This window comes from Pseudomonas wuhanensis, assembly GCF_030687395.1.
GTDB lineage: Bacteria > Pseudomonadota > Gammaproteobacteria > Pseudomonadales > Pseudomonadaceae > Aquipseudomonas > Aquipseudomonas wuhanensis.
Genome location: NZ_CP117430.1, coordinates 3,729,709 through 3,742,632 on the forward strand (window position 1 = coordinate 3,729,709; position 12,924 = coordinate 3,742,632).

Sequence of the window (12,924 nt, forward strand, 5' to 3'; positions counted from 1 at the left end):
TCCCACGCAGAGCGTGGGAACGATCAACGATCATCACTTGCCCGCGGTGGAATCCACCCGCCTCATCTGCCCCCGCTCGTAACGCGGGTACAAATGGCTGACACTGCGAATCAGCTCATAGCGGCTCAGGCTGATCCCCACGAAACGCTCGGGGATGGGGCTGCGGATCATCTCGGCCATGTCGCTGCCGTTGGCGGCGCCGTCGCGCATGAGTTGATCGAGCCAGGAGAGGTAATCGCGCATTTGCTCGAATGGTTTGGTGTCCGTCGCCACGGGGCCATGACCGGGAACGATCAGCGTCCACGGCAACCCCTCAAGCGTGGCGATGTCCGCCAGCCACACCGACAGTCCCGGACTGTTGGGCGTGGTCAGGGCCCGTTGATAAAACACCAGATCCCCGGCAAACAGCACGCCGGTTTTCTGGTCGAGAATAGCCAGATCCGCACCGGTGTGCCCACCCAGACTCAGCAGCCGCAGATCGTGGTTCCCAAAACTTTGCACGCCAGGCGTCAGCGCCTGCGTGGGCAACACCACTTCGGTGCCGCGCATCCAGTCACCCACCAGTCGATACATGTTTTCAGCCATGACATCGCCCTGTTGCCGCAACAGTTCAGTGGTACCGGCCAAGGCTCCGATCGGCACGTCGGTGAAAGCCTGATTGCCCAGCACATGGTCAGGATGGTGGTGGGTCAGCAGCACCTGGATCACCGGTTTATCGGTGGTCGCCGCAATCGCTTTGCGCAGGGCTTCGCCATAGCGTTTCGACGGCCCGGTGTCGATGACCACCACGCCCTGCTCGGTGACGATGAACGCGGTGTTGACGATGTTGCCGCCGTTGCTCTTGGCGAAATTATCGGTGCTGCCTTCCAGCAACCAGGTGTCTTCGGCGATCTGCCGGGGCTTGAGTGCGTAATCGGGATCGGCCAAGACCGGCAGGCTCAGACTGATGAACAACAGCAGTATCCAGCGCATCACTCGCTCCTTGAGTCAGGGAATGGCCGCATCGAATTGATTGCCGCTGTTGTCGCGCAACACCAGGCGCGTCTGCCCTGCGCCTTCGATATCGAAGGCCAAATTGGGGTTTTCGCTGACCGCCGGGAACAACTCCAGACGCGCCAGCAATTGATCGTTTTGATCGCGCAGCTCGGCCTGGTTGATGAAAAATTCCGGGATGCCACTGACCATGCCGTTGTCCATCGGATGCGCCACCTGCACACGCACGCGACTGAATTCGCCACGGGGATAACGACCGCCGAGCACTTCGCCGATGCGTTCTTCCCAACCCGGCTGGGTGCGCACCACGCTCGGCGCCGTACAACCGCCGCCCGCCGCATCGATCAGGGTCGAGCCGACATGCCACAGCCCGTCGCGGGTCAGTACCGCCGCACGCAACGGCGTGGCCTGTTCCACGCGGATGCGGATCGACAGCCATGGCAGCACATCGGTCAAGGGTTCGAAGTCGACGATTTTTGGCAGCGGATTGAGTTCGGCCCAGGCGAGGATTCGCACCACTTCGCCCTTGAACGCCCGGGCGTCGATTTCCAGCGGTACTTGTCGAGCGTCTTCGGCAAACGGCGGCGCGAGCAACTTGACCCGCTCGTCGAACACGAACGGTGCGTCGCCGAGCATCTGCTTGTGATAGAACGTCCACATCACCGACGGCACCGGATCGACATCCACCGCGTGCGCGGCCAAGGGCAACCAGCAGGCCAACAGACAACTCGCTCGCCAGTTCACTATTGATACATCTCGGGCACGTCATACCGCAGGCCATAACGGGCATAAATGGCGTTCACCGAGCCCTCGCGAATCAACGTTTCCAGCGCCTCTTCCACTGCATAGGCCAGTTGCCGGTTGCTTTCATGCACCGCCATGCCGATCTCCCAGAGCTGTTTACCCATATTCGGGTAAGCGTTTTCCGCCAACGCCACTTGCGGGTCGGCGGCCTGATGGACTTGCCAATCGATCTCGCCGCGCATGGCCATTACCGCGTCAACTTCACCGGCCTTCATGGCGGCAAAGGCCTGGGGCACGCCTGGGTAATGGTGGGTCTTGGCGGCGAGCATGCCGTTGAACACCGAGGTCAGGTAAAACGAGGGCACGCTGTCGACTTCGACGCCGATCGGGTGTTGCTGGAACACCGCGACGCTGGCCACTGAATTCAGTCGACGACGGTCATAGGCCACTTGCCATTGTTCGGTCTGGTACGGCCCGAACATCACCACATGGCCGTTTTCCAGCTCGCCCAGTTCGTTGCGTTTCTGTGAGTAATCGCGATCGTAGGGCACGCGCATCATCAGGTCGGCCAGTTGCTGATTGTGCAACTGACTGGCCCGCCAGATGTAATCGCGCAGGTCGTCGTCAAGCTTTTCCCCGGCGGGTGCCCAGATCAGTTTCAGGCGTACCCCCATGGCCTTGGCCAGGGCCTGGGCGAGCTCGACATCGACCCCGCGAGCCTCGCCAGCGTCTTCAAAACTGTAGGGCGCGAAGTCCTTGTACACCGCGACTTTCAGCTCGGCGGCGGCGATCATTTCGTCATAGGTACGGACCTGCGCCTGCGCTGCCTGGCAACACAGCCACACAGCGCTGATCAACACCGCGAGCAAACGCATGGGTCACTCCTCGACGTGCACGCTGTCCAGGTAGCTGCGCACCGCCCACAAGGCTTCCTGACTCAGGTAGTCGGCCATCTTCGGCATGTAGACCCGGCCATCACGTACGGCGCCATTGCGTACCCGCTCGACGAACCACTCATCACCGGCCTCGCCGCCATCGAGCATGCGCAAGTCAGGGGCGATGCCGCCGGACTTGGCTTCCAGGCCATGGCAGGCCGCGCAGTTCTGGTTGTAGGCCGAAGAGCCGATTTGCACGGCTTTGTCGCGTTCCGGGGTGGAACGGTAAGGGTTCACCGCCGCCCAACCGTCGGCATCGACCTGCACACCGGCGTCCTTGATCGGGGTCAGTCCCTGGGTTTCGATGGCCTGGGGTACCACGTTGCCGTGAGCCCAGACGGAACCTGCGCTGATGAAACCGGCCAGCAGTCCGGCAACGAGCAAGGCGTTGCGTTTTGTTGTCATTGTTCTGCCCTCAAGATTGCACGCAAAACCTCTTTGAAGAGGCTATGGCAGCCATCTTAGGAACGGCTTTGCGCCAACCCCATGCTGCTTTGGTGGCCGCGGCCTACTCCCTTGGTAGTAGGGCTTGTGGCGCAGGCCCAACCAATACGGGTCGGGCGCCGTGAAGCTTGTCGACGCCGATCAGGGTCAGGATCAGCAACAACGGCAGGAGCAGTGCTTTGAGAATTCGCATGGTCAATCTCCCCCCTTGAGTGATGGCCGTTGTAGCCCATGCTAAAACCGCGCCGCCCGGGGTGAGTTACTACCTTGGTACTGGCCCATCGGTACTTTCTGCATATTTCCCCGCCCGTCCAGGGTTCCTATGCTGACGCTACCTGTGATGGAGTGCCTTTATGCGCCAGCTCGCCCCTTATGCCTTGATCTACCTGTTGGCGATTGCCTGCGCCGCCGGGGTGGCGACCCAGGCTCAGGCGGCGGACGCACCCTTGCAGGTGCAAATCGGCTACCTCGGTTATCGCCCCGATCCTGGGCCATTGCTGTCGAATGTTATTCCCGAACCGGCCGATGCCGGCCTGCGTGGCGCCGAACTGGCAATCACCGATAGCAACAGTACCGGGCGCTTTCTCAATCACAGCTACAGCCTGGTCAGTGCGAGCGCCGACAATCCGGAGGCGCTGATCGAAGCGGCCAAGGCCCAACACGAGCAAGGCCTGCGCCTGTTTGTGGTGAATGCACCGGCGCAGACCCTGCGCCGACTCAGCGCCGTGCTCCCCGACAGCCTGCTGTTCAACGCCGGCAGCCCGGATGACAGCCTGCGCAGCACCGACTGCTTGCCGAACGTGCTGCACAGCCTGCCGAGCCGGGCGATGCTGGCCGATGCACTCGCGCAATTTCTGGTACTGCGCAAATGGCAACGGGCGCTGCTGATCGTCGGCCCGACCGCCGACGATCAAGCCTACGCCACCGCCCTGCGCCGGGCGGCGAAACGCTTCGGCCTGCAACTGGTCGCGGAAAAAGCCTGGAGTTTCGATAACGACCAGCGCCGCAGCGCCCAGGCCGACATGCCGCTGTTCACCCAGACCGCCGAGTACGACGTGGTGCTGGTGGCCGATGAACGGGGCGACTTCGGCGAATACGTGCCCTATCAGACCTGGTATCCACGGCCGGTGGCCGGCACTCAGGGCCTGACGCCGGTGGGCTGGCACAAGACCGTGGAAACCTTCGGTGCCGCGCAGTTGCAGAAACGCTTCGAAGCCCTGGCCGGGCGCTGGATGAACGACCGGGATTTCGCTGCGTGGATGGCCGTACGCAGCATCGCCAGCGCGGTGGGCAAACTGCGCCAGGCCGATGCCATGGCGATCCGTACGCTTGAAATCAGCGATCAATTGCCGCTGGACGGTTTCAAGGGCCGCAAGCTCAGTTATCGGTCGTGGAACGGTCAGTTGCGCCAGCCGATCCCCATCGTGCAACCCCGGGCGCTGGTCAGCACGTCGCCGCAAGACGGTTTCCTGCACCCCTTCAACGAAATGGACAGCCTGGGTTACGACAAAGCCGAGGTCAGCTGCCGCTTTCTCTGACAGCCCTACCACCACAATAAGAAGGAATCTGCCATGCGCCGCACCCTGCTTTCCTGCGCCCTGCTGCTCGCCGCCGGGCACGCCGCTGCCAGCACCGCCTGGGTCTCCAACGAAAAGGACAACAGCCTGAGCCTGATCGATATGCAGACCCTGCAAGTCACCGACACCCTGCCCGTCGGCCAGCGCCCGCGCGGCCTGTTGCTATCCCACGACAATAAGCTGCTGTACATCTGCGCCAGCGATTCGGATCGGGTCCAGGTGATGGACGTCGCCACGCGCAAGATCATCAAGGAACTGCCCTCGGGCAAAGACCCCGAGCAATTCGCCCTGCACCCCAACAATCGCTGGTTGTACGTCTCCAACGAGGACGATGCGCTGGTGACGGTGATCGACACCGAAACCTCCAAAGTGCTTGGGCAGATCAGCGTCGGCGTCGAACCTGAAGGCATGGCCGTCAGCCCCGACGGCAAGTGGGCGGTGAACACCAGTGAAACCACCAACATGCTGCACTGGATCGACACCAGCACCCAGACCTTGGCCGACAACACCCTGGTCGATCAGCGGCCGCGTTTCGTCGAATTCAATCCCGATGGCTCGCAGCTCTGGGCCTCGGCGGAAATCGGCGGCACGGTGACGATTCTTGACGTCGCCAGCCGCAAGATTCTCAAAACCCTGACCTTCCAGATCAAAGGCGTGCACCCGGACAAAGTCCAGCCGGTGGGGATCAAACTCAGCGCCGACGGCAAGTACGGTTTCGTCGCCCTCGGCCCGGCCAACCATGTGGCGGTGATCGACGCCAAGACCTTCGAGATTGTTGATTACCTGCTGGTGGGCCGACGGGTCTGGCAGATGTCGTTCACCCCGGATCAACGCCAATTGCTGGCCACCAATGGCGTCAGCGGCGATGTGTCGGTGATCGATGTCGACAGCCTCAAGGTGACCAAATCGGTGAAGGTCGGGCGCTATCCCTGGGGCGTGGTGGTCACGCCATGAACGCCCTCGACGTCAGCGACCTGAGTTTCGCTTACGGCGCGCGCGAGGCGTTGCGTCAGGTGAGTTTCAACCTGGCACCGGGGCGTTTTGCGGCGTTGCTGGGACCGAACGGCGCGGGCAAGTCGACGCTGATCGCCCTGCTCACCCGCCTTTATGATGTGCAGCGCGGTGATATCCGGGTCGGCGGCTGTTCGTTGCGCAACGCGGCACGTCCGGCGTTAAAGCAGTTGGGTGTGGTGTTTCAGCAAAGCACCTTGGATCTGGACCTCAGCGTCGAGCAAAACCTGCGTTACCACGCCGCGCTGCATGGCTTGTCCCGGCGCCAGACCAGCCTTCGTGTTGACGCCGAACTGGCGCGCCAGGCGCTGACCGAACGTCGTCGCGAACGGGTGCGCGAACTCAATGGCGGCCATCGTCGGCGGGTGGAAATCGCCCGCGCGTTGCTGCATGAGCCAAGCCTGTTGCTGCTCGACGAGGCGAGCGTCGGCCTCGATCCGGCCAGTCGCCTGGCGCTCAACCAACACATCCGCAGCCTCTGCCGCGAGCAACACATCAGCGTGCTCTGGACCACTCATTTGCTGGATGAAGTGCAGCCCAGCGACGACTTGCTGATCCTGCATCAAGGCCGCTTGGTGGCCAGCGGACAGGCAGACGCCCTGAGCCTGGAACATGGCGGCGACCTCGGTTCGGCCTTCGCTCGCCTGACCACCTCGCCCTCTTCAGGAGCAGTCGCGAGATGAACGCTTACTGGCAATGTTTCAGCGGTATCGTGCTGCGCGAATGGCTGCGCTTTGTGTTGCAGCGCACGCGGTTTCTCAGCGCGCTGGTGCGGCCTTTGTTGTGGCTGCTGGTGTTCGCCGCCGGGTTCCGCGCGGCACTCGGCATCGCCATCATCGAGCCCTACGACACCTACATTCCCTATGAGGTTTACATCATCCCGGGGCTGGCCTGCATGATCCTGTTGTTCAACGGCATGCAAGGTTCGCTGTCGATGGTCTATGACCGGGAGATGGGCAGCATGCGCGTGCTGCTGACCAGCCCCCTGCCCCGGACCTTCCTGCTGTGCAGCAAATTGCTGGCGACGTCGCTGATTTCGCTGTTGCAGGTGTATGCCTTTCTGGCGATTGCCTGGCTGTACGGCGTGCAACCACCGGCCATGGGTTTATTGCTGGCCTTGCCGGCATTGCTGCTGGTGGCGTTGATGCTCAGTGCGCTGGGCCTGTTGCTGTCCAACGCCATCCGCCAGCTGGAGAATTTTGCCGGGGTGATGAACTTCGTGATCTTCCCGCTGTTTTTCCTGTCGTCGGCGCTGTATCCGTTGTGGAAAATGCGCGAGTCCAGCGAATGGTTGTATTGGTTGTGCGCCTTGAACCCGTTCACTCATGCAGTGGAGCTGGTGCGGTTTGCGCTGTACGAACGCTTCAGCCCGTTGGCGCTGGCGGTGTGCGTAGGGCTGACGCTGGTGTTCGCCCTGCTCGCCGTGCTCACCTTCAATCCACAGCATGCGGCCTTGCGAAAATCCGGCTAACAACACTAGTCCCTGTGGGAGCGGGCTTGCCCGCGATGGCGGTGTGTCAGCCAACATCAGTGCTGGATGTGAGGGCCTCATCGCAGGCAAGCCAGCTCCCACAGGTCTGAGGTGTTCACATATTTTGTTTTCACATGCTATTCAATGTGGGAGCAAGCGGCCTTGCGCAAAACCAACTGACAACACTAATCCCCTATGGGAGTTTTGTGTTGAACAGGTCAAAATTACTACTTTAGTACTGGTTTACCTGTCTATCGTCGCATTCACAACGCACCGCTACTGGCATGTAATGGGTTCATAACTATAAGGACTGAACCCCCATGCCGCGTGCACGACGTGTTCTGCTGTGCCCTTCTCTCGCCGCGCTGTCGCTGAGCCTGTTGCTGGGCGCCGCACAGGCCGAAACAGCGCTGTTCTCAGCCGACGGTTATCGCGTCGGCCTGTACCGCAGCCCGACCCCGACTCAGCTCCAGGGCGCGAGTATCATCGACACCCCCGCCCTGCAAAACCTGCTCAAGCAGACACCCCGGCCGGTGCTGATCGACGTCTACCGCCGGCAATGGCTGCAAGGCCGTTTCATCGAAGATCAGCCCCACGAGAACCTGCCCGGCAGCCATTGGCTGGCCAATACCGGTGATGGCGACCTGACGCCCCCATGGCAGGAATATTTCGCGCGCCACCTGCAGCAATTGACGGCGGGCGACCTGACTCGACCGTTGGTCTTCTACTGCCGCTCCGATTGCTGGTTGAGCTGGAACGCGGTAAAACGCGCCGCTTCCATAGGCTATAAAACACTGTATTGGTACCGCGACGGGCTGGATGCGTGGCAAGCGGCGAACCTGCCCGTGACGCCGGCCCGGCCTGAGCCCTTTCCCTGACTTGAGCGCTTGCGTGTTGTTGCCACACCCGAATCAAAAATAATGAGGTGAAAGGCCATGTACAAAATTCTGATTGCCGACGATCACCCGCTGTTTCGCGAAGCCATACATAACGTCATCAGCGACGGTTTCCCCGGCAGTGAGGTCATGGAGACCGCCGACCTCGACAGCGCCCTGGCCCTGACCCAGGAACACGATGACCTGGACCTGATCCTGCTCGACCTGAACATGCCCGGCATGCATGGCCTTAATGGCCTGATCAACCTGCGTAACGAGGCGCCGACCATTCCGGTGGTGATCGTTTCGGCCGAGCAGGACAAACAAATCGTGCTGCAAGCCATTACCTATGGCGCGGTGGGGTTCATCACCAAATCGTCGCCACGGGCGCAGATGACCGAGGCCATCCAGCAGATTCTCAATGGCAACGTCTACCTGCCGCCGGACATCATCCGTACACAAAAAAGCGGCACTCATCGCCGGATGAATGACACCCCGAGCTTCCCGCCGGAGCTGCTGCAGGCGCTGACTCGCAAGCAGTTATTGGTGCTTGAGCGCATGACCAAAGGCGAATCGAACAAGCAGATCGCCTACACCCTGGAAATCGCCGAAACCACGGTCAAGGCCCACGTCTCGGCGATCTTGCGCAAACTCAATGTGCACAACCGGGTGCAGGCAATATTGAGTGCTGGGGATATTGATTTCGGGTCGTATTTACGGCGGTAACTGCCCGGTTCTGTCGATCGTTCCCACGCTCCGCGTGGGAATGCAGCCAGGGACGCTCCGCGTCCCAAAGAGCGGACGCAGAGCGTCCGGTGAGGCATTCCCACGCAGAGCGTGGGAACGATCACATCAAGGCCGGCCGAGCAGATGACTCATCGCCGTCTTGAGCTTCATCGGCCGCACCGGTTTGTGCATCAGGGTATGGCCCAGTTCGCGGATTTGCTGCTTGAGTTCATTGCTGTAGTTGGCGGTGATCATCATCGCCGGGATCGCCGAGGCGCGACGGGCGTTGATGCGGGCCACGGCGTCGACACCGTTCTGCTCGTCATCCAGGTGATAGTCGGCGATCAGCAGGTCGGCTTCGTCGTGATAATTATCCACTTGCCGCGCCAGGTCCTCCTCCGACAGTGCCGTGACCACCCGGCAGCCCCAACCTTCGAGCAAGGTGCGCATCCCGGCACAAATCGCCGCGTCGTTGTCCAGCACCCACACCCGAGCACCGCGCAGGCGCTCAAGCATTGGTTCGCTCATCAGCAGATTCGGCAACGCCTTCGGCGCCGTGGCACTCAACGGCACTTCGACGGAAAACATCGAGCCTTTGCCCGGCCACGAACGCACATGAATCCGGTGGCCAAGAATGCGGGCGATTTTCTCGACGATCGCCAGACCCAGCCCCAAGCCGCGATCCTGATCCGGACGCTGCACGTCACCGCGTTTGAACTCCTGAAAAATCTCCTCCAAACGGTTTTCGGCAATGCCCATGCCGCTGTCCCAGACTTCGATGGTCAGCCGCTGATGATGACGCCGACAACCAAGCACCACCCGCCCGCTGTAGGTGTAGCGAATCGCATTGCTCAGCAGGTTGCGCAGGATCCGTGCGAGCAACTGAATGTCACTGCGCACCAGCGCCGAACACGGAATGAAATGCAGTTCAAGGCCTTCACTGCGGGCCACCTGGGTGTATTCGGCGGCGAGGTTTTCCAGCAATTCGCTGAGGGCGAACGGCGCGATGTCGGCCTTGATCACCCCCGCATCGAGTTTGGAAATATCCACCAACGTGCCCAACAGGTTCTCCACGTCTTCCAGGGAATTGCTGACATTGCGCACCAGATTCTCGTTGGCCACCGGCTCCCGGCGTTCCAGCAACGCGCTGGTAAACAGCCGCGCGGCGTTGAGCGGTTGCAGCAAGTCATGGCTGACGGCGGCGAGAAATTTGGTCTTCGACAGGTTGGCCTGCTCGGCCTCGAGCTTGGCTTCGCGCAAGCGTGATTCCACGCGGCGGCGCTCGTCGATTTCGCGCAATAGCTGGTCGTTGAGGGTGGTCAGTTCGGTGGTGCGTTCGCGTACCCGCAACTCCAGGTTCTGATAGGCCTGATGCAGCGCCTCGGCGGTGCGACGGCGCTCGGTGATGTCGCGGATCAACACGAAAATCCCCACCACTTCCCCACTGGCCAGGCGATTGGGCACGTAGGAGCGCAGCATGTAGCGCTCCTGATTGTTGATGTTGGTTTCGGCAAACTCGAACGTCACGCTCTCACCGGCCAGGGCCCGCGCCACGTAGGCTTCCAGGCGCTGATAATGCTGCTCGCTATGCACTTCGCGCAGGCTCTGCCCGAGCATCACGCCCCGGGGCCAGCAATACCATTCTTCATAGACTTTGTTGGTGAACTCATACACCAGATCGGCATTGAGGTAGGCGATCAGCGCCGGCACATGGTCGGTGATCAAGCGAATCCAGCGCTCGCTTTCGCTGAGGGCTTCGGCGTGCCGGTAGCGTTCGGTGATGTCAGTGAAGGTGTTGACGAAACCACCGGTGGGCAACGGATGGGTGCGAATTTCCAGCACCCGGCCATCGCAGAGGCGCTGCTCGCATTCCTGCACCTGCCGCCCGTTGGCATCGCGACTGGCCGGGGTCAGCAGGTTCAGCTCGCTGTCGGCGATCACTTCGGCGAACGGTCGATGGGCCGCCACCGGGGCCAGGCCGCTGAGCTCCAGGAAGCGCCGGTTCCACAGTTCCAGAATGCCCTCGGCATTGACCATCGCCACCCCTTGGGACAGGTTGTCGACCGCCCGTTGCAACAGATGCGATTTTTGCGCCACGGCCTGCTCGCGGCGCAGGGTTTCGCTGAGTTTGACGTCGGTAATGTCGGTGAACAGGATCACCCGCCCGCCTTCCTGGGTCGGCCGTTCGCTGACTTGCAGCCAGCGGCCATTGTGCAGGCGGTAGAGCAGGCTTTCGTCGACATGCCCCCGGGGTTCTTCACTGAACAGCCCGGTTGAGGTCATCAGCCGCTTGACCTCGCGCAAGCGCATGCCCGCGTTAATCCGCACCCGGCTGTTGCCCCAGAACGCCTTGAAGCGGCTGTTGAACAGCACGATCCGCTGCTCGGCATCGAACAATACAAAGGCGTCGGAAATGCTTTCGATGGCGTCGATCAAGTGTTGATGGGCGGTTTCGGCCCGTAGCCGCGCTTCGCTGAGCAAATGGTTGCCAGCCTTGAGTTCGGCCATGGCCTGGTTCAGGGCATCGGTGCGCTCGCGCACCTGTTCGGCCAGCACCACCGAATGCTGGAACGCCGCATACGGGTCGTTGCCGCGGGTGATGCCGGATTCGATGCGCTCGATCAACGCGCCATTGATGCGCTGTAGTTTCTGGTTTTCGTGCCGCAGGCTGGCGATCTGCGCCTGAAGGTCAGCGCTGTCCAGGGGCGCGGCCTCGGGCAATGGCGACCCCGGTGAAGGTTTGGTTGATGTGCATGCCATTGAACTGTTCTCCGTAGGTGTTGAAACCCATCACCCGCTGGTCTTGCAAAAACGCGCCGACCTGCTCGAGACGGCCGGCGTCTTCCAGTTCCAGGCGCCTGAGAAAGCAGTCGCAACCGATGGTCAGCAGCAGGTCGCCGAGACGCTCGCGCAAACCGTCGAACAGGTCTTGCAGATTCGGCAGCATGGGGCCGGGCTGCATGACGGTGAGGACGATGCCGTTCTCCACCGCACAGTAGAAACTCAGGCTCAGGTCCGGATGCACCTGCTGGATCGCCCGCACGTAATACTGATCGTTGATCCGCACCGCCAACGGGTGCGCGGCAAAGACTCGGTAATCAAGGTCCGCCACCGCCACGCCGATATGCCGGGCGTACTCTTCGGCGGCCGGCTCGGCGTTGAGTTCGAACACCCGGCGCGAGGCGCTATCGGCGGCGGTGACCACCAGTTTTTCGGCTCGGGGCAGGATGTGGTGGGTGGTAAAGACTTCGAAGTCCAGCCAGGTATTGACCAGCACCACCACCGCCGCGCCGCTGTGAAACTCGCCGCCGAAATACACGTGGGTGTGGGTCAAGTAATTGTCATCGCCGGCCGAACCACCGAAATGCGGAATGTCGCCCAACGCCGCGCTCAAGGCGGCGAGCACCATTTCTTCACGGCTGGACAAGCCATCGAGCAGGGTCAGGGCAAAGCTGTTGCCCTTGATCGGCGCCAGGGTATTGCTGCGACAACCGCTGACCAGGCGCTCAACCATTTGCTGGGCATCGATCAGGCTGAAATGCTCCATCTCGTCGATCAGTTCGGTGGAGATGGAAAAGTGCCGGTGGTCGAAGCCCACCGCCGTCACGCAGCTACGGCCATAGCCTTGGGGGGTGATTTCCCCGGCGCTGGTGCAGCCCACCAGGCGAATGCCACCGAAACTCTGCTGCAACGCCTGCCCCAGCGCCTGCAAGTCGTACTCGGCGGAACAGAAGAACAGCACGAAGCCCAAATGCGGGTGCAAGAGTTGTCGCGCCAGATCCTGGGCCGCTTGCTGGGCATCGATGGCCTGGGACATGGCACTGACCACACCGTCGCTCTGAACCTGCTGCATCGTCGCCCCTCGCCGGTGCGCCTGTATGAGGCACTAGTGTACGAAGCCTGCGGGTGGCGGCGAATGCTACTTGGGTAGCGGGTGGGGGGTTCGATGGGATGAGAGTGGTGCTGGATCAGCGAGAATCTGTGCTGGAGTTGGGAAGCTTGAGCTTTTGTGGCTAGAGGACTTGGTAAGTTAAGACGCAGAACCTGTGGGAGCGTGGCTTGCCCGCGAAGAACGATGACGCGTTATACCTGAAAAACCGCGGTGCATTCTTCGCGGGCAAGCCACGCTCCCACAGGATTTTCGTCGC

General features: G+C 61.6%; 13 protein-coding genes. 6 read left to right on the forward strand and 7 right to left on the reverse strand.

Annotation, left to right across the window (positions count from 1 at the left end):
* Positions 1-33 precede the first annotated feature (33 nt).
* The 5 genes from PSH88_RS16900 to PSH88_RS16920 all read right to left on the reverse strand — a co-directional run bounded on the left by PSH88_RS16900 (position 34) and on the right by PSH88_RS16920 (position 3,309).
* Complete coding sequence (locus PSH88_RS16900; protein WP_305421624.1) at positions 34-972, reverse strand: quinoprotein relay system zinc metallohydrolase 1; 939 nt, start codon at positions 970-972, stop codon at positions 34-36.
* A 15-nt stretch (positions 973-987) separates the two neighbouring features.
* Entirely contained in the window at positions 988-1,737 is a 750-nt protein-coding gene (locus PSH88_RS16905; protein ID WP_305421625.1) for a quinoprotein dehydrogenase-associated SoxYZ-like carrier, read from the reverse strand.
* Entirely contained in the window at positions 1,737-2,612 is an 876-nt protein-coding gene (locus PSH88_RS16910; RefSeq protein WP_305421626.1) for a substrate-binding periplasmic protein, read from the reverse strand. Before PSH88_RS16910 ends, PSH88_RS16905 begins: the two co-directional genes overlap by 1 nt.
* A 3-nt stretch (positions 2,613-2,615) precedes the next feature.
* The gene (gene pedF / locus PSH88_RS16915; protein ID WP_305421627.1) at positions 2,616-3,077 is read right to left on the reverse strand and encodes a cytochrome c-550 PedF; all 462 of its coding nucleotides are present in this window, start codon (positions 3,075-3,077) and stop codon (positions 2,616-2,618) included.
* Positions 3,078-3,180: 103 nt separating this feature from the next.
* Positions 3,181-3,309, reverse strand: a complete 129-nt coding sequence (locus tag PSH88_RS16920; protein WP_305421628.1) for a hypothetical protein — start codon at positions 3,307-3,309, stop codon at positions 3,181-3,183.
* A 160-nt stretch (positions 3,310-3,469) separates the two neighbouring features.
* Here PSH88_RS16920 and PSH88_RS16925 point away from each other — a divergent pair, with 160 nt between their 5' ends.
* The 6 genes from PSH88_RS16925 (at position 3,470) to PSH88_RS16950 (ending at position 8,776) form a co-directional block, all read left to right on the forward strand.
* Positions 3,470-4,654 (forward strand): ABC transporter substrate-binding protein, encoded by a 1,185-nt coding sequence (locus tag PSH88_RS16925; RefSeq protein WP_305421629.1) that lies wholly within the window; start codon positions 3,470-3,472, stop codon positions 4,652-4,654.
* 33 nt (positions 4,655-4,687) lie between these two features.
* Positions 4,688-5,647, forward strand: coding sequence for a YVTN family beta-propeller repeat protein (locus tag PSH88_RS16930; protein ID WP_305421630.1), 960 nt, complete (start codon positions 4,688-4,690; stop codon positions 5,645-5,647).
* On the forward strand, positions 5,644-6,387 hold the full coding sequence (locus PSH88_RS16935; protein ID WP_305421631.1) for an ABC transporter ATP-binding protein: 744 nt from the start codon (positions 5,644-5,646) through the stop codon (positions 6,385-6,387). The genes PSH88_RS16930 and PSH88_RS16935 overlap by 4 nt, the downstream gene beginning before the upstream one ends.
* Positions 6,384-7,175, forward strand: a complete 792-nt coding sequence (locus PSH88_RS16940; RefSeq protein ID WP_305421632.1) for an ABC transporter permease — start codon at positions 6,384-6,386, stop codon at positions 7,173-7,175. Before PSH88_RS16935 ends, PSH88_RS16940 begins: the two co-directional genes overlap by 4 nt.
* 320 nt (positions 7,176-7,495) lie before the next feature.
* Positions 7,496-8,053, forward strand: a complete 558-nt coding sequence (locus PSH88_RS16945) for a PQQ-dependent catabolism-associated CXXCW motif protein (protein ID WP_305421633.1) — start codon at positions 7,496-7,498, stop codon at positions 8,051-8,053.
* A gap of 57 nt (positions 8,054-8,110) precedes the next feature.
* Positions 8,111-8,776 carry a response regulator transcription factor gene (locus tag PSH88_RS16950; RefSeq protein WP_305421634.1) on the forward strand — a complete coding sequence of 222 codons (666 nt, stop codon included), beginning with the start codon at positions 8,111-8,113 and terminating at the stop codon, positions 8,774-8,776.
* Positions 8,777-8,902: 126 nt separating this feature from the next.
* On the opposite strand, the gene nahK is transcribed toward PSH88_RS16950, so the two are convergent.
* Together nahK and nosP are read right to left on the reverse strand one after the other, a co-directional pair.
* Complete coding sequence (gene nahK / locus PSH88_RS16955) at positions 8,903-11,536, reverse strand: hybrid sensor histidine kinase/response regulator NahK/ErcS' (protein ID WP_370694653.1); 2,634 nt, start codon at positions 11,534-11,536, stop codon at positions 8,903-8,905.
* Positions 11,466-12,629 carry a nitric oxide-sensing protein NosP gene (gene nosP / locus PSH88_RS16960; protein ID WP_305483304.1) on the reverse strand — a complete coding sequence of 388 codons (1,164 nt, stop codon included), beginning with the start codon at positions 12,627-12,629 and terminating at the stop codon, positions 11,466-11,468. Before nosP ends, nahK begins: the two co-directional genes overlap by 71 nt.
* Positions 12,630-12,924 lie beyond the last annotated feature (295 nt).

Coding starts and splice junctions, on each gene's coding strand:
- PSH88_RS16900 (WP_305421624.1), bottom strand. CDS start 972: ATGCGCTGGATACTGCTGTTGTTCATCAGTCTGAGCCTGCCGGTCTTG.
- PSH88_RS16910 (WP_305421626.1), bottom strand. CDS start 2,612: ATGCGTTTGCTCGCGGTGTTGATCAGCGCTGTGTGGCTGTGTTGCCAG.
- pedF (WP_305421627.1), bottom strand. CDS start 3,077: ATGACAACAAAACGCAACGCCTTGCTCGTTGCCGGACTGCTGGCCGGT.
- PSH88_RS16920 (WP_305421628.1), bottom strand. CDS start 3,309: ATGCGAATTCTCAAAGCACTGCTCCTGCCGTTGTTGCTGATCCTGACC.
- PSH88_RS16925 (WP_305421629.1), top strand. CDS start 3,470: ATGCGCCAGCTCGCCCCTTATGCCTTGATCTACCTGTTGGCGATTGCC.
- PSH88_RS16930 (WP_305421630.1), top strand. CDS start 4,688: ATGCGCCGCACCCTGCTTTCCTGCGCCCTGCTGCTCGCCGCCGGGCAC.
- PSH88_RS16935 (WP_305421631.1), top strand. CDS start 5,644: ATGAACGCCCTCGACGTCAGCGACCTGAGTTTCGCTTACGGCGCGCGC.
- PSH88_RS16940 (WP_305421632.1), top strand. CDS start 6,384: ATGAACGCTTACTGGCAATGTTTCAGCGGTATCGTGCTGCGCGAATGG.
- PSH88_RS16945 (WP_305421633.1), top strand. CDS start 7,496: ATGCCGCGTGCACGACGTGTTCTGCTGTGCCCTTCTCTCGCCGCGCTG.
- PSH88_RS16950 (WP_305421634.1), top strand. CDS start 8,111: ATGTACAAAATTCTGATTGCCGACGATCACCCGCTGTTTCGCGAAGCC.
- nahK (WP_370694653.1), bottom strand. CDS start 11,536: ATGGCATGCACATCAACCAAACCTTCACCGGGGTCGCCATTGCCCGAG.
- nosP (WP_305483304.1), bottom strand. CDS start 12,629: ATGCAGCAGGTTCAGAGCGACGGTGTGGTCAGTGCCATGTCCCAGGCC.